Annotated in this window: 11 protein-coding genes and 2 pseudogenes; 9 read left to right on the top strand and 4 right to left on the bottom strand. The window is 54.4% G+C overall.

All coding sequences use genetic code 11. From position 1 onward, the window contains the following. Positions 1–293 precede the first annotated feature (293 nt). Both F7Q90_RS02955 and F7Q90_RS26835 read left to right on the top strand, forming a co-directional pair. Positions 294–764 carry an Lrp/AsnC family transcriptional regulator gene (locus F7Q90_RS02955; RefSeq protein ID WP_006120213.1) on the top strand — a complete coding sequence of 157 codons (471 nt, stop codon included), beginning with the start codon at positions 294–296 and terminating at the stop codon, positions 762–764. A 169-nt stretch (positions 765–933) separates the two neighbouring features. Continuing rightward, the gene (locus tag F7Q90_RS26835) at positions 934–1128 is read left to right on the top strand and encodes a hypothetical protein (protein WP_044242293.1); all 195 of its coding nucleotides are present in this window, start codon (positions 934–936) and stop codon (positions 1126–1128) included. An 88-nt stretch (positions 1129–1216) separates the two neighbouring features. Here F7Q90_RS26835 and F7Q90_RS02945 read toward each other — a convergent pair whose 3' ends face one another. Next, positions 1217–1618 carry a hypothetical protein gene (locus F7Q90_RS02945; RefSeq protein WP_006120214.1) on the bottom strand — a complete coding sequence of 134 codons (402 nt, stop codon included), beginning with the start codon at positions 1616–1618 and terminating at the stop codon, positions 1217–1219. Between the two features lie 145 nt (positions 1619–1763). Between F7Q90_RS02945 and F7Q90_RS02940 the strand changes: the two are divergent. Continuing rightward, positions 1764–2195, top strand: a pseudogene (locus tag F7Q90_RS02940) (helix-turn-helix domain-containing protein); the annotation flags it as partial. After that, positions 2194–2946: pseudogene (locus F7Q90_RS02935) on the top strand (acyltransferase family protein); the annotation flags it as partial. The pseudogenes F7Q90_RS02940 and F7Q90_RS02935, both read left to right, overlap by 2 nt. 209 nt (positions 2947–3155) lie before the next feature. On the opposite strand, the gene putA reads toward F7Q90_RS02935, so the two are convergent. After that, entirely contained in the window at positions 3156–7100 is a 3945-nt protein-coding gene (gene putA / locus F7Q90_RS02930) for a trifunctional transcriptional regulator/proline dehydrogenase/L-glutamate gamma-semialdehyde dehydrogenase (RefSeq protein ID WP_006120216.1), read from the bottom strand. 441 nt (positions 7101–7541) lie between these two features. On the opposite strand from putA, the gene putP reads away from it, so the two are divergent. The 5 genes from putP to phoH all read left to right on the top strand — a co-directional run bounded on the left by putP (position 7542) and on the right by phoH (position 13872). Next, on the top strand, positions 7542–9026 hold the full coding sequence (gene putP, locus F7Q90_RS02925; RefSeq protein ID WP_006120217.1) for a sodium/proline symporter PutP: 1485 nt from the start codon (positions 7542–7544) through the stop codon (positions 9024–9026). A gap of 190 nt (positions 9027–9216) precedes the next feature. After that, positions 9217–10044 (top strand): iron uptake transporter permease EfeU, encoded by an 828-nt coding sequence (gene efeU, locus F7Q90_RS02920; protein ID WP_006120218.1) that lies wholly within the window; start codon positions 9217–9219, stop codon positions 10042–10044. A 50-nt stretch (positions 10045–10094) separates the two neighbouring features. After that, complete coding sequence (gene efeO, locus F7Q90_RS02915; RefSeq protein ID WP_006120219.1) at positions 10095–11216, top strand: iron uptake system protein EfeO; 1122 nt, start codon at positions 10095–10097, stop codon at positions 11214–11216. A gap of 2 nt (positions 11217–11218) precedes the next feature. Next, positions 11219–12505, top strand: coding sequence for an iron uptake transporter deferrochelatase/peroxidase subunit (efeB, locus tag F7Q90_RS02910; protein WP_006120220.1), 1287 nt, complete (start codon positions 11219–11221; stop codon positions 12503–12505). A 578-nt stretch (positions 12506–13083) separates the two neighbouring features. Beyond that, complete coding sequence (gene phoH, locus F7Q90_RS02905) at positions 13084–13872, top strand: phosphate starvation-inducible protein PhoH (RefSeq protein WP_006120221.1); 789 nt, start codon at positions 13084–13086, stop codon at positions 13870–13872. A 79-nt stretch (positions 13873–13951) separates the two neighbouring features. Here the strand turns inward: phoH and F7Q90_RS02900 are convergent, their stop codons facing one another. Both F7Q90_RS02900 and F7Q90_RS02895 read right to left on the bottom strand, forming a co-directional pair. After that, on the bottom strand, positions 13952–15154 hold the full coding sequence (locus F7Q90_RS02900; RefSeq protein ID WP_151160781.1) for an acyl-CoA dehydrogenase family protein: 1203 nt from the start codon (positions 15152–15154) through the stop codon (positions 13952–13954). Next, positions 15147–16601, bottom strand: a complete 1455-nt coding sequence (locus F7Q90_RS02895) for an MFS transporter (protein WP_006120223.1) — start codon at positions 16599–16601, stop codon at positions 15147–15149. The genes F7Q90_RS02900 and F7Q90_RS02895 overlap by 8 nt, the downstream gene beginning before the upstream one ends. Positions 16602–16632 lie beyond the last annotated feature (31 nt).

The following is a 16632-nucleotide window of genomic DNA, read 5'->3' as shown; positions in this document are numbered from 1 at the left end:
CGTGGTTGCGTTACGTCATCGGTCATATACAGGACTGGCCGGTGAACCGGGTCCGCGATCTGCTGCCATGGAAGGTCGAGCTTCCCTCTGCCTGAACGTCAATACGGTCTGAATGCGACGCTTACCCTTAATCTGCCCTGTCCGGCCATTTCTTTTGATCTGCACCTTGTACAGCACCTGAAAACAGTATGTCCTGGCGAGACAGAAATAGGCTGTCTCAATCACATTCATTTATCGTATTCTTTGCAAGAATTAACCTCATAAACGAAATGTAGCGAAAGGAATTGACCGGTATGCTGCTTGATAAGACAGAAATGAAAATCCTGCGTGTTTTACAGGACGATGCCCGTATTACTAATCAGGAACTGGCTGACAAGATTGGTATGTCTGCCTCACCGTGCTGGCGTAAAGTGCGCAGGCTGGAAGAGCAGGGCGTCATTCAGGGGTACCGGGCTGTACTGGACCGCAAAAAAATCGGCGCCGGGGTCATGGTGTTTATTCGGGTGGTTATTGATTGCCACAGCGAGGATGAGGCAAAAAAATTCGAGCAACAGGTTACGGCGCTGGATGATGTGGTGGCCTGCTACAGTATCGGTGGTGATGCCGATTTCCTGCTACAGGTTGTGGCGAGCGATCTGGAAACTTATGCGGAGTTCGCCATGTCTGTAGTACGCAGATTGCCGCGCATTAAAGAGATGCAAAGTATGTTTGTGCTTAAAGAGATCAAACCGCTGACCGCTTATCCGGTTAAAAATACACACTGATATGACTGGCTGAATCTTATGCAGCATGTGTGATGCAGCCGGACTCAGCCGCATTAAACGTAGCGTTGACGCGACAGTTATAAAGAGCAGGAAATGACGGAAAAGCCGGGATGCCATAAAAGGCGTTTTGAAGTTTCTGGCGTGGACAGAGCTAATATCAGGCAACACAATGGGTATTCATTCCGCGAAACTCTGCGCCTTTATCGTTGTGATGGCTTTGTTGAATAAATGGATTTTATGCTGTGGTACTATGAAAACGGTTGTTTCAGATAACATAAAATCAATGCGTTACATGCTTGCGTATGACGGTGTTCTGTCTGGCATCAGCGTTTTCTACCAAAACAGTGCAGACAAAACAGAATGATTACCTATTATTCAACAAAGCCCGTTGTGATTTGAAAAACACGCCATTGACGATGGCGTGTTAATGGTTCAGAAAATAAAATGCTGTTTTAAGGCGCCCGCCCGATTTTTTTCGTGCCTTTCGTGTAGTAAATATTTTGGTATTGACCATTTGAATAAATCACCACGAACCTGCGCGCGCCGACATAAGCGCCAAAACTGTTTTTTGTATTAATCACGCCGGGGATGACCCAGCCAAACATCAATTCTTCTTTATCTTCGGGCACATTCATTACCCAGGTATATCCTTTAAAAGGTTTAAAAAAACGATAATGCGCGCTGTAAGGATCTTTCAGATGATAATAAAACGTATTTTTGACATCCGTTTTATAAGTGTCTGGCAGCGTACCGTAACTGGCAAGCTGCACTTGTAGTGGATCGGGTTCATGAGAACGGGCTACACATCCTGTCAACATCATCGTTAAAGCAAAATACAGCACACGCTTTATCATTAATCGCCTCAAGGGTTAATATTTTTGTTATAAGGCGAAACACTAAATAACTGCTCGGAATAGTAGATCACTTAGAGGGAACTCAGTCCGGTTTATGCGATCTGATCAATCGCTGAATATCCCAAATCACCAGCCGGACTGAGCAATGTCGATCATAGCACCAATACCCAGAACCGAACGACGCCTGATGCAGAAAACTATCCATAAAACAAAGGACAAAAACCACGCCCGGCGGCTCACCGCCATGCTGATGCTGCATCGTGGTGACACCGTCAGTCATGTTGCCAGAACACTCTGCTGTGCCCGCTCATCGATTGGTCGCTGGATTAACTGGTTCACTCTGTCTGGTGCTGAAGGCCTGAAGTCATTACCGTCAGGACGCGGGAGGCGCTGGCCGTTCGAACATATTTGCGCATTGCTGCGTGAGCTTGTTAAGCATTCTCCCGGCGATTTTGGTTATCAGCGTTCCCGCTGGAGCACCGAACTTCTGGCGATAAAAATCCGTGATATCACCGGTTGTCCGCTACATGCTTCAACCATCCGGCGATGGTTACCTGCTGCCGGCCTGGTATGGCGGCATCGCGACGGAAATTACCGGACAGCGTATTTCGCAAAATCTTAATGCGGCCTATGCCGGTTCGTTTTCAGAATTTCTCAGACTGACCTTTCTCGCCATGAGTACCGCCTGGTATTTATATGGTCTGGCACTCTATTTCCTGTGCGCCAAATGGTTTCAACATTACAAAATCCCGCTGCTTATCGTAGCCGCTGTGCTGAACTATCTGGCGGTCGAAAAGAGTATCCCGTTCTGGGGACCGCAAAGTCTGGCGCAGTATTTTATCTTTTTTGTATTGGGCGCATTTTGGTGGGCACCCATGCTACGACTGAGCGAAGGGCGACGGGAGAACAGGTTGCCGTGGCTGTTACTGGGACTGCTGGCTGTACTACAGGGCCTGCTTGATTTGAACAGCCGTCTTTTTCTCTGTCTGATTGCCATTCTGGCCAGCGTGGCCGCCTGCCGATGGTTAAGCCAGCTGGGCTGTATGGCCTGGCTGAACTGGACAGGCCGCCATACCTTACCCCTTTACATTATTCACCGTATTTTCATTGAATATTTCGGGATGACGGCGATTTTATATGCGCAACGTCACCAGCTTTTTGAGCTGACAGGCTTTTCATGGCTTTGGGCCTGTCTCTATCCTCCGGTGATGGTTACGATCTGCGCCTTGTGCTCCATGGTGGTCTGGTCATTGCTGAATCGGGGACCGGGACGCGCGCTGTTTCGCTTGCCACATCTGATGAAACGGCCTTCCATTCCGGCAGCCTGACCGTTGTACGCATGTCAGCCACCTGTCTCTGCGGCGCGTCCGGATTGCGTATGCGGGGGATGTGCGCGCAGAGACCACCTGATAGCGCGAATCCCTTCGCACTTCTCCACTGCTGAGGCGCTCAACGGCCGCGGGTTTTTCATCCGTCATAAAAAAAGTTCATGCCAGGCATGAACCTTGATTACAACCAAAATGAAACGCGCCGACAGTTAACCGATCGTCATCAGGCTGGCGTTACCGCCCGCGGCGGCGGTGTTGACGCTTAAAGAGCGTTCAATCAGCAGGCGTTCCAGTAACAGGTTGGTTTCACCGCGGGCAAATCCCTGTACCGAGACAATCGCACCTTCACGCGCCGCAATCTGCTCGCACAGGCTGCGGAGCTGGTCGGCATCACCATGATAAATCACGGCATCAAACTGCGCGGTCAGCGGATCCTTTGCCAGGGTAATACGGCTCTTCACCGCTGCCGGTAAGGTATTAAGCAGCGTACGATGCAGGTCATCATCCGGCCACAGGGCCTGACTGCCGACGCTGGTTACCGCAGCCAGCTGAATCAGCGCATCGTCGTTGTTATCTGCCAGACAGAGCACCTGTTCGCGCGGGAGTAACAGGAAGGTGTTGCGCTCTCCTGTTGGGCCCGGCAGCAGACGAACCGTACCTGCCTGCGCCAGCTGTTCATAATGCTGACACAGCGCAGACAGCTGTGGCTTATCTTTTGCCCAGTCGGTCAGTGCCTGATGCGGCGCTAACAGGCGTTGACGCTGACTGTTGTCTGCGGGACGTTCCGCATCCTGACGGGCGAGGGTGGTGCTCAGCGCCTCATCCGGGCGGTTAGCCAGCAGACGATAAAGATAGAGTGGGCCGCCCGCTTTTGGACCGGTACCTGAGAGGCCTTCGCCCCCAAAGGGTTGCACACCGACGACCGCGCCGACCATGTTGCGGTTAACATACAGGTTACCCACTTTGGCACTGGCGGTGACCTGCGTGATGGTTTCGTCGATGCGCGTATGAACCCCCAGGGTCAGGCCATAGCCTGTGGCGTTAATCTGCTCAACGATCTGCGGCAGGTTGCTGCGGGTAAAGCGCACCACGTGCAGGACAGGACCAAACACTTCCTGGGTCAGATCGCTGACCTTATCCAGCTCAATCAGCGTCGGTTTCACTAAGGTGCCTGTGGCCCATTCTTTGCTGTCCTGTGGGTTATCCTGTGCCGTCTGGTAGACCTTGAAGCCTTTATTACGCATGGCCTGAATATGGCGTTCGATGTTGGCTTTGGCTTCCTGATCGATCACCGGACCGATGTCGGTGGACAGGCGTTCCGGGTTGCCCATGCGGCATTCCGCCATCGCGCCACGCAGCATTTTTAACGTATGGTCTGCGACGTCTTCCTGCACGCAGAGCAGACGCAGGGCGGAGCAGCGTTGTCCCGCGCTGTCAAAGGCCGATGCCACGATGTCGACAACCACCTGTTCGGTCAGCGCGGAGGAGTCCACAATCATGGCATTCATTCCGCCCGTTTCCGCAATCAGCGGTGTTGGACGGCCCTGCGGATCGAGTCTGCCCGCCAGATTGCGTTGCAGCAGCGTGGCAACGGCGGTAGAGCCGGTAAACATGACGCCGCGCACCCGTTCGTCGCCGGTGAGCTGTGCCCCCACGGTTTCGCCCTGACCCGGCAGCAGTTGCAGTACACCGGCGGGCACGCCAGCGCTCAGTAAAATATTGACGGCCTGTGCGGCAATTAACGGCGTTTGCTCGGCGGGTTTCGCCAGCACGCTGTTACCTGCCGCCAGAGCCGCGGCGATTTGGCCGGTAAAAATGGCCAGCGGGAAGTTCCACGGGCTGATGCAGACTACCGGGCCAAGCGGGCGGTGGGTTTCATTATCGAAATCATGGCGCACAATGCCGGCATAGTAATAAAGGAAATCGACCGCTTCACGCACCTCGGCAATGGCGTTGTTATAGGTTTTTCCGGCTTCACGCACCAGAAGACCCAGCAGTTGCTGTAGCTGGCTTTCCATCAGCTGTGCGGCGCGCTCCAGAATGGCGGCACGCTCCTGCGGCGGCGTGGCAAACCAGATAGGGCCGGCATTAACGGCGGCCTCAATGGCCAGGGAAACCTCCTGTTCGGATGCCTGGCGCACGGTGCCCACCACATCCGCAGGGACGGCCGGATTGAGCACTGGCTCGCTTTCCCCTCCCGTTAAAGGGCCGTCGATAAGCGGTTGCGCCACATACGTTTCGGTAGCACCGCTCAGCAGCGCGCTGGACAGTGACGCAAGACGATGTTCATTCGCCATATCAAGACCGGCGGAGTTCACGCGGTCCTCACCATACAGGTCACGTGGTAAGGGAATTTTCGGGTGCGGCAGGCCCAGTGTCCCTTCGCTGAGGCCCAGTTTTTCCACTTCGGCAACCGGATCGGCGACCAGTTCGTCGATGGGCAGGGACGTATCGGCGATGCGGTTAACGAAGGAGGTATTCGCGCCGTTCTCCAGTAAGCGTCGCACCAGATAGGCGAGCAGCGTTTCATGCGTACCGACCGGGGCATAAATACGGCAGGGACGATTAAGTTTACCGTCTGCAACCTTGCCGACCACCTGTTCATACAGCGGTTCACCCATGCCGTGCAGGCACTGGAACTCGTACTGACCCGGATAGTAGTTATTGCCTGCCAGCTGATAAATGGCGGCCAGGGTGTGCGCATTGTGCGTGGCAAACTGCGGATAGATCAGGTTCGGCACCGCCAGCAGCTTGCGCGCGCAGGCCAGGTACGAAATGTCGGTATACACTTTGCGCGTGTACACCGGATAGCCCTCCAGGCCTTCCATCTGGGCGCGTTTAATTTCGCTGTCCCAGTAAGCGCCTTTCACCAGACGAATCATCAAACGGCGGCGGCTACGTTGCGCCAGGTCGATCAGCTCATCAATAACAAACGGACAGCGCTTCATATAGGCCTGAATGACAAAGCCGATACCGTTCCAGCCCTCCAGTTCAGGCTCAAAACACAGCCTTTCGAGCATATCAAGAGAGAGTTCCAGGCGGTCGGCTTCTTCTGCATCAATATTAATGCCGATGTCGTAAGAGCGGGCCAGTAGCGTCAGCGACTTAAGCAGCGTATACAGCTCATCCATCACCCGGTCGTACTGGGCACGGCTGTAGCGCGGGTGCAGGGCAGAGAGCTTAATTGAAATGCCCGGGCCTTCATAAATGCCGCGGCCATTGGAGGCTTTGCCAATCGCATGAATCGCCTGCTGATATGAAACCAGATAGGCTTTGGCATCGCTGGCGGTCAGGGCGGCTTCGCCCAGCATATCGTAAGAGTAACGGAAACCTTTCTCTTCAAGCTTACGGGCGTTAGCCAGTGCTTCGGCGATGGTTTCACCCGTCACGAACTGTTCACCCATCAGGCGCATCGCCATATCCACGCCTTTACGGATCAGCGGTTCACCACTCTTGCCAATGATCCGGTTAAGCGAGCGCGACAGATTCGCTTCGTTATGCGTTGAGACCAGGCGCCCGGTAAATAACAGGCCCCAGGTAGCGGCGTTAACAAACATGGACGGACTGCGGCCCAGATGCGACTGCCAGTTGCCGTTACTGATCTTGTCACGGATAAGCGCATCGCGCGTCGGTTTATCCGGAATACGCAGCAACGCTTCCGCCAGGCACATCAGCGCCACGCCTTCCTGTGAAGATAATGAAAACTCCTGAAGCAGACTTTGCACCATACCGGCGCGTCCGGTTGCCCCTTTTTGGTGCCTGAGCTTCTTTGCCAGGGTAAAGGCGAGCTGCCGGGTTTTTTCAGCCAGCGGAGCGGGAAGGCGGGCTTGCTCCAGCAACATGGGAACGGCATCGGTTTCAGGTCGACGCCAGGCGGCCGTCACGGCCGAACGGGCTACCGACTGCGGCAGGATGTGCTCTGCGAAGTCAAGGAACGGCTGAACCATCTCGTCCGCAGCGACCTCATCAGAAGCCGATTCGTTGAGCTGTAGGGGAATCTCTTCCACTGTTTCACCGGCTTCTAACTGCACGAGATAGTTAAAGATCGCTTGTTTAATCAGCCAGTGCGGCGTGCGATCCATTTTCTGTGCCGCCAGTTTAATGCGACTGCGGGTGGCTTCATCCAGCTTCACCCCCATGGTCGTTGTTCCCATGATTTCTGTTCCTTAAAACGTTTTTTACCAGAGCAAGGGCTGCACTATCACTCATGTCGCAACTTTGTGCAACCGTGTTAAATGTGACCTTGCTTCCACACTTTACCGCCGCTTTTCCCATTAACATTTAAAAGCGGCACAAATCTTGCTGCAAGAAACTCGCCAATGTTGCAACCCCCTTCAATTTAAACAGGGTTGTGGTAGTAAAGGTGCAACTTAAGTGTGAGCGGGCGCAACCTGTGAACATTTAAAACAGGGAGAGAGGTGAAACTGATGTAACGGATGTGTTAAATGCATTGTGTAGAACGTGCCTTTACGGCAGGATACCGCGCCTTAAGAGAAACGGGACTTTTATCGATGCGGTAATACGCTGACGCTACCCCGTTCCGGTGGCGCAGGAAAAGATTTCTCTTAAGAGATCGGATAATAACGGAGAAACACATGACAGTAAGTACACCCATGCTGGTGACCTTTTTAATTTATATCCTCGGGATGGTGCTCATCGGTTTTATTGCCTGGCGCTCAACCAAAAACTTTGATGACTACATTCTGGGCGGTCGCAGCCTGGGCAGTGTGGTTACCGCGCTGTCAGCGGGTGCCTCTGACATGAGCGGCTGGCTGCTGATGGGCTTACCCGGTGCCATTTTTCTCTCCGGCATTTCAGAAAGCTGGATCGCCATTGGTCTGATTATTGGTGCCTGGCTTAACTGGAAAATTGTCGCGGGTCGTTTACGCGTCCAGACAGAACATCATGATAACGCCTTAACCTTGCCCGACTTTTTCACCAGCCGCTTTGAAGATCGCAGCAAAATTCTGCGTGTGATTTCTGCGGTCGTCATCCTGATGTTTTTCACCATTTACTGTGCTTCCGGTGTGGTTGCCGGTGCGCGCCTGTTTGAAAGCACCTTTGGAATGGACTACGCCACGGCCTTATGGGCCGGTGCGGCGGCTACCATTCTCTATACGCTGGTGGGCGGATTCCTGGCGGTAAGCTGGACAGATACCGTTCAGGCCAGCCTGATGATCTTCGCCCTGATCCTGACGCCGCTTATCGTCATCATGGCCGTCGGCGGTTTAAGCGATTCGCTGGCAGTCATTCAGGCTAAAAGCACGGAAAACCTGGATATGTTCAAAGGACTGAATGTGGTTGCGGTCCTGTCGCTTCTGGGCTGGGGATTAGGTTATTTTGGCCAGCCCCATATTCTGGCCCGCTTTATGGCGGCGGATTCACACCGGTCAATTCGTACCGCGCGCCGTATTGGTATGGCCTGGATGATTTTGTGTCTGGCCGGCGCCGTCGCGGTTGGCTTCTTTGGTATCGCCTATTTCCAGAACAACCCGGGCGAGGCTGCTGGTGTAACTCAAAACGGCGAGCGTGTCTTCATTGAGCTGGCACGTATTCTGTTTAACCCCTGGGTTGCCGGGATTCTGCTGTCAGCCATTTTAGCGGCCGTCATGTCGACACTCAGTTGCCAACTGCTGGTGTGCTCCAGCGCCCTGACCGAAGACCTGTATAAAGGCTTTTTGCGCAAAAATGCCAGCCAGAAAGAACTGGTCTGGGTCGGTCGCCTGATGGTGCTGCTGGTCGCGCTGATTGCCATCGCGCTGGCCGCCAACCCTGAAAACCGGGTATTAGGCCTGGTCAGCTATGCATGGGCGGGCTTTGGTGCGGCGTTCGCGCCGGTTGTGCTGTTCGGCGTGTGCTGGAAACGTATGAACCGCAATGGCGCATTAGCGGGCATGGTTGTCGGTGCGGTGACCGTGGTGGTCTGGAAGCAGTATGACTGGCTCGGTCTGTACGAAATCATTCCGGGCTTTATCCTGGCCAGTCTCGCCATCGTCGTCTTTAGCCTTGCGAGTCGCGCACCGTCAACCCAGGCGATGGCACGTTTCGATGCCGCTGAGGCCGAGTTCCAGACGAAGTAATCGCCTTCTTTTTTCCACCGCCTGCCCCCGTGAGGGCAGGCTTTTTTTTGCCCGTTATCTGGCACAGACAGTTACGAAATTATTTCGTTGTGGAACTTGTATTTTTTTGAGTGGTAATGATAATCGGTATCGTTCGTTTTTACGTAACTTTACGCGTCGTTGACGCCGGTTAACATTTAAGAGGTTGGCGATGTTCGTTCCGTTTCTCATTATGCTGCGCGAAGGGCTTGAAGCCGCGTTGATCGTCAGCCTGATCGCCAGTTATCTGAAGCGCACTCAGCGCACTCAGTGGTTTCCTGCGATGTGGGCAGGCGTCTTTATTGCCGCCGCACTCTGCCTTGGGCTGGGTATCTTTATCAACCAGACCACGGGTGAGTTTCCGCAGAAACAGCAAGAGCTGTTTGAAGGTATCGTGGCGGTAATCGCGGTCGTTATCCTGACCTCGATGGTGTTCTGGATGCGCCGGGTCGCGCGCAATATCAAACGGGAACTTGAACACGCCGTCGACGAGGCATTGCATAAATCGGCCGGCGGCGGCCTGGCGCTGGTGATGATGGTGTTTCTGGCCGTCGCACGCGAAGGGCTGGAATCAGTGTTCTTTCTGCTGGCCGCGTTCACACAGGATGTCGGTTATGCGCCGCCGTTGGGTGCGGTGTTGGGGCTGGCCACGGCGGTGGTGCTGGGCATGCTGATCTACTGGGGCGGCCTGCGGCTCAACATGGCGCACTTTTTCCGCTGGACCAGCATGTTCATTCTGCTGGTGGCAGCGGGCCTGGCGGCAGGGGCTATTCGCGCTTTTCATGAGGCAGGGCTGTGGAACCATTTTCAGCAGGTGGCCTTTGATATGAGCCCGATCTTGTCCACGCATTCGCTGTTTGGCACAGTGCTGGAAGGCATGCTTGGCTATCAGGAAGCGCCCAGCGTCAGTGAAGTCGCTGTCTGGCTGCTCTATCTGATCCCCGCTTTATTATTGTTTGTTATGCCTGCACGCGCTGATACCTCAGCAGCTGCGCGCTAACGCGTTTACCCGGCGCGTCAGCCGCGCCTCTGACTGAACAGGGAAAAAATATGATGATGCGTTTTAACCGTAATGCGGTACTGGCTTCTCTGCTGGCGCTTTCTGGCTCTTCACTGGCTGCAGCCATTCCGCAGGTCAGCGTCACTGTGACGGACAAACAGTGTGAGCCAATGTCAGTTACGGTACAGGCCGGTAAAACTCAGTTTCTGATTAAAAATAACAGCCAAAAAGCGCTGGAATGGGAAATTCTCAAAGGCGTGATGGTGGTCGAAGAGCGCGAAAATATTGCGCCGGGCTTTAGCCAGAAACTGACGGCCAACCTGGAAGCCGGGGAATATGACATGACCTGTGGCCTGTTGACGAACCCGAAAGGCAAACTGATCGTGCAGGGCACCGGGAGCAAAAGTGCGCAACAAGGCAAACCCGAACTGATGCAACTGGCGGGCCCCATTAATGCCTATAAAGCCTATGTCACTGAGGAAGTGAGTCAGCTGGTTTCCGGCACGCAGGCATTTACGGATGCAGTGAAAGCCGGTGATGTGGCTAAAGCCAAAGCGTTGTTTGCGTCCACCCGTCAGCATTACGAGCGCATTGAGCCGATCGCGGAGCTGTTTTCTGACCTTGATGGTCGTATTGATGCCCGCGAAGATGATTACGAGAAAAAAGCCGAAGATCCAAAATTTACCGGCTTCCATCGTCTCGAAAAAGCCCTGTTTGCAGATAACACGACGAAAGACATGGCAGGCTATGCCGACCAGTTAAATCACGATGTGCATGACCTGCAACAACGCGTGAGTGAACTGGCATTTCCTCCGGCGAAAGTGGTGGGCGGAGCCGCCGGGCTGATTGAAGAGGTGGCAGCGACCAAAATCTCTGGCGAAGAGGATCGCTACAGCCGCACGGATCTGTGGGATTTCCGCGCGAATGTGGATGGCGCACAAAAAATTGTCACACTTTTACGTCCGGTATTGCAGCAGGCGAACCCACAGCTTTTAGCAAAAATAGACGCTAACTTCAGTAAAGTGGATGCGATTCTGGATAAATACCGCACGCAGCAAGGTTATGAATCCTATGAAAAACTGACCCAAGCTGACCGCACGGCGCTGAAAGGGCCGATCACCGCTCTGGCTGAAGATCTTTCCCTACTGCGTGGCACACTGGGCCTGAACTAATCATGGACAAGGATCAGGAATTACAGCAGCCCGCGCGGCGGCGTTTATTAAAAGGGCTGGGCATGCTGGGCGGCGCGGCTGCGGTAGGCGCGGGCTGTCCGTTTCATGCCGGGGCTGCTGAGCAGCCCGACAGTTTTGCACCGGGCACGGTTACGCCGAACGCGCGTCAGCAACAACAGCCTTTCTATGGCGTGCATCAGGCGGGCATTATTACCCCACAGCAGGCCGCCATGATGCTGGTGGCGTTTGATGTGCTGACCAGCGACAGGCGTGAGCTGCAGCGGTTGTTTCAACTGCTGACACAGCGCATCGCGTTTTTAACGGCGGGCGGCAAGGCCCCCGCCGTGGTCAACCCACAGCTGCCACCGATGGATTCCGGTATCCTGGGGGCCGAGATTGCCCCCGATAATCTGACCATCACGGTGTCAGTCGGTAACGCGCTGTTTGACGGGCGGTTCGGTCTGGCTGCACTCAAACCCGCGAAGCTGCAGCCGATGACCCGGTTCCCTAATGATTCGCTGGATGCCAGTCAGTGCCATGGCGATCTGCTGTTGCAGATTTGCGCCAATACCCAGGACACGGTGATCCACGCGCTGCGCGATATCATTAAACATACGCCGGATCTGCTGGGCGTACGCTGGCGGCGGGAAGGGTTTATCTCCGATCATGCCGCGCGCAGCGCGGGCAAAGAAACGCCCATTAATCTGCTGGGCTTTAAAGACGGCACGGCAAATCCGGACACGCACAATCACGCCTTGATGGATAAGCTGCTCTGGGTCACCGAGGATCAGCACGAGCCAGCCTGGGCGCGGAATGGCAGCTATCAGGCGGTAAGGTTGATTCGCTTCCACGTGGAAATGTGGGATCGCACAACGTTGGGCGAACAGCAGACCATTTTCGGTCGCGAAAAGCTGAGCGGCGCGCCGCTGGGTATGAAAAATGAACATGACGTTCCCGATTACCGTAACGATCCGGATGGCCAGATAATTGCGCTGGATGCGCATATTCGTCTGGCAAACCCCCGTACGCCCGCCACGGAAAGCAGCCTGATGCTGCGCCGGGGATACAGTTATTCGTCCGGTGTTTCCGCTTCAGGTCAACTGGAGATGGGATTACTCTTCGTCTGCTATCAGCATGATTTGGAATTGGGTTTCCTTACCGTCCAGAACCGCTTAAATGGCGAAGCGCTGGAAGAGTATATACGTCCGTTTGGCGGCGGTTACTTTTTTGTCTTGCCCGGCGTGGTGAATGAAAACCATTATTTAGGCCAGTCCTTACTGGAAAGTTGATTAAATTTTAGGCGCGGCATTCTGTGTCTGACAGCGCAGCGTGCCGTGTTTTCATATTGCCGTTTTTTCCCCGTACGGCTTTTTTATCGCCCCGTTTAACACACTTTTTAACGTGACGTAAAATATACTAACCCTCTGTAATAAATACGTAATTTAATTTAAGTAAGGTCTTCGTTAACGGCCGGTTGAATATTTATTTTTCATGAAAGTGAAAATACTGTTGCAAAATACCAATAAGATGGTTCACTTTACTATGAAAGCGTAATCGGGCGTGTTGATGTCTCACACTGGAGTTCGCGCATGGATAGATGTTTTTACAGCCGTTCAGCAGTAAACAATATCGCACTCACCCGTGAGGGACGTTCTTCCTCAACCGCTTTTACATCTCAATGTGTTTTCTCTCTTCAACTTCACTCCTTTTTTACCGGTATACGGTCAGGCTGTTTTGCTGCCGGATATCAATCGTCATGGCCTGTCACGGCTCTAAAGGAAGCCAACTGAAACCTCTAAAGCGTTCACGTAATCGCATCGGGCGTATTGCCTGAAGTGGGAAATGAAACCAACTGTAAGGTGCCACTATGGGAAGACAGAAAGCAGTGATCAAAGCGCGTCGAGAAGCAAGACGAGTGCTTCGTAATGACTCACGCAGTCATCGTCAGCGTGAAGAAGAATCGGTCACTTCGCTGGTGCAAATGGGTGGGCTTGATGCAATTGGCATGGCACGCGATGTGCGTGACCGGGCGCCGATTGAAGCCCGAAATGAAGCTCAGGCGCATTATCTTAACGCCATAGAAACAAAACAGCTTATCTTCGCCACGGGCGAAGCGGGCTGCGGCAAAACCTGGATTAGTGCTGCGAAAGCAGCAGAGGCCCTGATTCATAAGGATATCGACAGGATTATCGTTACGCGCCCGGTGCTACAGGCGGATGAGGATCTGGGATTCCTTCCTGGTGATATCTCAGAGAAATTCGCCCCCTATTTCCGCCCGGTTTACGACATTCTGGTTAAACGTCTTGGCGCATCCTTTATGCAATATTGTCTGCGTCCGGAAATCGGCAAAGTGGAAATTGCGCCTTTTGCCTATATGCGCGGCCGCACCTTTGAAAATGCGGTAGTGATTCTAGACGAAGCGCAGAACGTGACGGCTGCGCAGATGAAAATGTTCCTGACCCGCCTTGGCGAAAATGTCACGGTGATTGTTAACGGCGATATTACCCAGTGCGATTTGCCCGCTGGGGTGCCTTCCGGTCTCGCAGACGCGCTGGCGCGTTTCGAAGAGGACGAGATGGTTGGCATTGTCCGTTTCGGCAAAGAGGATTGTGTGCGTTCCGCGCTGTGTCAGCGCACTCTGCACGCGTACAGCTAGCGTTCGATTGAGTCATGTAGCGACCAAACCCGGCTCCGGCCGGGTTTTTTTGTGTCTCAGATTCGCCGCCTGGCCGCGATCATTCACCGCTGCCGATCTGCCAGATAAAGGTCGGATCGCGCCGGTTCACTTCCCAGTCGCCGACATTTCGGCTCTTGTAGATCACCGGATTGTGGGACGCGATGGTTCGGGCATTGCGCCAGTGCCTGTCCAGCGCGTTTATCACCCGCGTATCTGACGCGCCCAGCGCATTAAATAATTCGCTGGCCGCGCGGGTAATCCATTCAACGGCGACGACCTGCGCTTTGGCGGCCTCCACTTCGGCCTGCACGTTGGCGGCGTGAATCAGGCTTTCTGTTTGCCCTTGTTGGTGCGCATCAAACGCAAGCTGGAGCGACGGCGTAGCCTGCTGCACGGCGGCATCTGTCGCCCAGACCCAACTGCTTATCTGGCCGACAACCTGCAACACCTGCACATCCTGTTTGACCTGGCGGGCATTACCGTGGCTGTAAATGCGTTTTCGTTGTGCAACGCTCCGGGACACATCCCGCACAATAGCGCGACCAATGCCGGCCAGCGTCGCGAGTAAGACATGCTGATAAAAAGCCGTCTGATAGCGAAAGCGTTCACTAAAGTCATACACATGCGCAGGCTCCACGTGCGCCTCGCGAAAGCGCGTAGTGCCGCTACCGGTCAGGCGTTGCCCAAATCCATCCCAGTCATCGTCCCGCTCAACGCTGTCCTGATGAGTGCTCACCACCGCAATCACGTCGCGCTGGTTATCGGTGCGCTTAGCGTACACATCAATCCAGTCGGCATAGAGTGTGCCGGTGCTGTAAAACTTTTCGCCCGTCAGTTGCCAACCGTGCCCGGTAGGGGAAACGGTGGTATTCACGTCTCCCAGCCTGACGCTGCCCGTTTCACTCCAGCCACTGCCGACGATGTCGCCATCAACAAAGCGGCGAAACCAGCGTTGACGGTCTTCGCTGTCAGGTTGATTGAGGCGATCCTCGACAAAGGCCATATGGGCACGCAGAGCCTGAGGCAGATTGGAATCCGCTTCTGCCAGCTCGGTGAGCAAACGAAAAAGCTGCGGCAGCGAAGCCCCCAGGCCGCCATTAGCCGTTGGGATACGCAGCGTGCCAAAGCCCGCCGCCTTAAGCCAGTTTATCGGCTCATGCAACAGTGTCCGGTCGCGTTCGCGTGCAGCGGCCCCGTCGGCGATGCGGGCAAAAACAGGACGAAAGCGTTCTGCCAGACGGGTGTAATCAGGTTCAGACATGGTGTTCTCCTTGAGCTGACGGGTCATCAATATCGTGGCGCGTCGGTTCAAAGCGCACCACAAGCAGGAAAATGATGGGGATGAGAGCGGCCAGTGACACGATCCAGAACAGGTTGGTGCCATAAGCCGCCTGCAATATCGGCAGAATGAACAGCGCCAGTGCGCTTCCTGCACCAGAGATCAAACGGCTAAATCCGACGCCGGTGGCGCGAATAGATGTGGGATAGGCGAGGGCGGGATAGATCATTAACTGCGCACCGGGTCCGAACCCTTCGGCAAACAGCCACACTCCCAGCAGCAGAATGGCAAAGACCACACCGTAAGTGGCTTCAGGATGCCCGATCAAGGCCAGTGAAATCAGGGCGATAAACTGTAGCGCAAACCCCGCGATGGCCACATGACGAGAGGGAAATTTCCAGGCCAGTCGCATGCCCAGCAGGCCGCCGGTAAAGGCGAACAGCGCATTAAGTCCCAGTGAGGCGGCAATGGTTTCGAACACGCCCGCGCCCAGAAACTGCGCCAGAATCGAGGGCAGGAAAAACGCGATAGCCGTGTATTCAAAAGCGATACAGGCGTTCATCACCGCTGCCACGATAGTGCGTTCGCGATATGGCTTCTGGAACAGCACGCGGAAACTGACCGCCGGTGCGACAGGCTCGATGGCAGAGGACTTATCTTCATGTGCCTGGATGCCATAGGACTCACGCAGAATACGGACGGCACCGCGTAAATCTCCCTGATTAGCCGCCCATAAAGGCGATTCATTCATAAACTTGCTGCGCACGGCAATAATCAGCAGGGCAGGCACGGCACCAAACAACAGCGATGCCCGCCACAGCCAGTCAATGTGCTGGGCTGGCAACAGGAAGTAGAGGGCGAAGATGATGAAAAAGCAGACCGACGAGGCGGCATACCACATCGGGCACCAGGCCGCCAGTCGCGCAGCTTTGTTGCCTTTACCCGAAAACTTCGAGAACTCGGCCAGATAGGCCATGGCCACAGGCAAATCCATTCCCACACCAATGCCCATCAAAAAGCGCGCCCCGATCATTACCCAGACATTCGGAGCCAGACCGGCAGCGAGGGCAGAAACGACGAAAAAAAGCATGTCTGCCATAAACACCGAATAGCGACCGTATTTATCGGTCAGCCAGCCGCCAGCCAGGTTGCCCACAATGGTGCCGATCATAATGGAGGAGGTGACCAGCCCGGTTAAGGTTGGCGTTAAGCTAAACGTCTTAACGACATCATCGATGCCGTAGGACAGCGTCGTGAGGTCATAGGCATCCAGAAAAACGCCGCCCAGCGCCAGAAACACGATCCAGCGCGCATAGCTGTTTTTGTCACTTTGCGTATTGATCAGTCGGGCCACATCGTTGACGGAGCGAATCGGTGTGGAAGGCGGCGAGGGGATCGCCACATAATCATCGATATTGAGAGTGCTCATGTTATCCTCGTTATTGTCTGTACAGGTGCTG

The organism is Pantoea stewartii subsp. stewartii (genome assembly GCF_008801695.1).
Lineage (GTDB): Bacteria > Pseudomonadota > Gammaproteobacteria > Enterobacterales > Enterobacteriaceae > Pantoea > Pantoea stewartii.
This window is presented reverse-complemented; position numbering and strand designations above follow the sequence as displayed.